Annotated in this window: 2 protein-coding genes; one reads left to right on the forward strand and one right to left on the reverse strand. The window is 68.0% G+C overall.

Annotated elements, in window-relative coordinates:
• Positions 1 to 534, forward strand: a 534-nt coding sequence (locus EBL85_RS16755; protein WP_148040586.1) for a peptidoglycan-binding protein, incomplete at its 5' end; no start/stop codon positions are given.
• Positions 535 to 553: 19 nt separating this feature from the next.
• On the opposite strand, the gene EBL85_RS16760 is transcribed toward EBL85_RS16755, so the two are convergent.
• Positions 554 to 1,531, reverse strand: a complete 978-nt coding sequence (locus EBL85_RS16760) for a LysR family transcriptional regulator (RefSeq protein ID WP_123141344.1) — start codon at positions 1,529 to 1,531, stop codon at positions 554 to 556.
• Positions 1,532 to 1,632 lie beyond the last annotated feature (101 nt).

A 1,632-nucleotide genomic window follows, 5' to 3' on the forward strand; every position in this document is an offset into this window, starting at 1 on the left:
ACCTCGGAGATCGAATCCACCTCGGAGATCGAATCCACCTCGGAGATCGAATCCACCTCGGAGATCGAATCCACCTCGGAGATCGAATCCACCTCGGAGATCGAATCCACCTCGGAGATCGAGGCCATGCCGGAGGTCGAGAGCACGCCGGATGACCCCTCGCCGCAGATCGAGTCCATACAGGAGGCGGAGGCCACGGCGCGGGTCGAGCCGGGATCGACGCCGGGAGCGAGCGCCTGCGACCCGGCGCGCCCCTTCCTGCTCGCCGCCCCCGACGACGCCGAGGACCTGTTACGACTGCCCCGCTGCGACAGCGAGGGCAGCACACTCGACGCGCCCGAGTTGAGCAACGCCCTGGTGCGCCGGGTGCAGCGCTGGCTGGTCGCGCTGGGGTTCGATCCGGGACCGGTCGACGGGCTGATCGGGCCACGTACCCGCGCGGCGATCCGCGCCTTCGAGCGTGACCGGGGAGACCCCGCGCGCGGGGCGATCGACTTCGAGCTGCTCGAACGACTGACCGCCCCGGCGCGCTGAGCACCCGAACGAGGGAGCGCTAGGCGGCGGCGTCCCAGCGGCTCAATCGCGCGCGGGTCTTGTCGAGTTGGCGGATGAGCTGCTCGCTCTCGGCGTCGAGGAACTCGATGAAGGCGCTGGTCACCACCGACAGCTCCTTGCCCTTGGCGTGGGCGACATGCCACTGGCGCTGCAGCGGGAAGCCCTCGACGTCGAGCAGCGCGAGCTGCGAGCGCGCGCCCTCCTGGGTCAGGGTATGGAGCGACAAAATCGACAGCCCGAGCTTGCCGTAGATGGCATGCTTGATCGCCTCGTTGCTGCCGAGCTCCATGCGCACGTGCGGACGCAACCCGGCGCGCTCGAAGGTCTGCAGCACCACGTCGCGGATGCCCGAGCCGGGCTCGCGCATGATCAGGTGCTCCTCGGCGATCCGCGCCAGCGGGATGGCGCGCTCGCGCGCCAGCGGGTGGTCGCGATGGGCGACCACATAGAGCGGATTGGGCGCGAACACCCGCGAGCACAGGTCGATCTCGCGATCCGGGGTCTGGCCGAGGATATAGAGATCGTCCTTGTTGGCGAGCAAGCGCTCGAACACCCGATCGCGATTGGTGACCTTGAGCGAGACGTCGACCCCGGCGTGCTGCTGGCAGAAGCGTCCGAGCACCTCGGGGGCGAAATACTTGGCGGTGCTGATCACGCACAGACGCAGATAGCCGCGCTTGAGCCCCTTGAGATCGGCGACCTTCATCTCGAAGCGGTCGAGGGTGCCGAACATCTCCTTGACCGCCACCTCCAGCTCGCGACCGGCCTCGGTGAGATGGACCTGGCGGCCGATCTGCTCGAACAGCGGCAACCCGATGGCATCGCTCAACCGCTTGATCTGGGTGGAGACCGTCGGCTGGGTGAGATAGAGCTCGTCGGCGGCCTTGGTGAAGCTCTTGAGCCGGGCGATGGCCTCGAACACCTGCAACTGACGCAGGCTGACATGACGGACGAGGTTGAGCATGGGATCGAACATGGGGCACCCCGGTGGCTGCGCTGACGGATGGATGCCGGGCCGCGCATCCTGGCGACGGCTCGGATCAGTCCGGCCAGACCCGGCGTCGCGGCAGCCGAGAT

The sequence above is a fragment of the Marichromatium sp. AB32 genome, from assembly GCF_003718675.1.
GTDB lineage: Bacteria > Pseudomonadota > Gammaproteobacteria > Chromatiales > Chromatiaceae > Marichromatium > Marichromatium gracile.

Excerpts from the sequence above, each read along its gene's own strand:
- EBL85_RS16760 (WP_123141344.1), bottom strand. The coding sequence starts at position 1,531 with ATGTTCGATCCCATGCTCAACCTCGTCCGTCATGTCAGCCTGCGTCAG.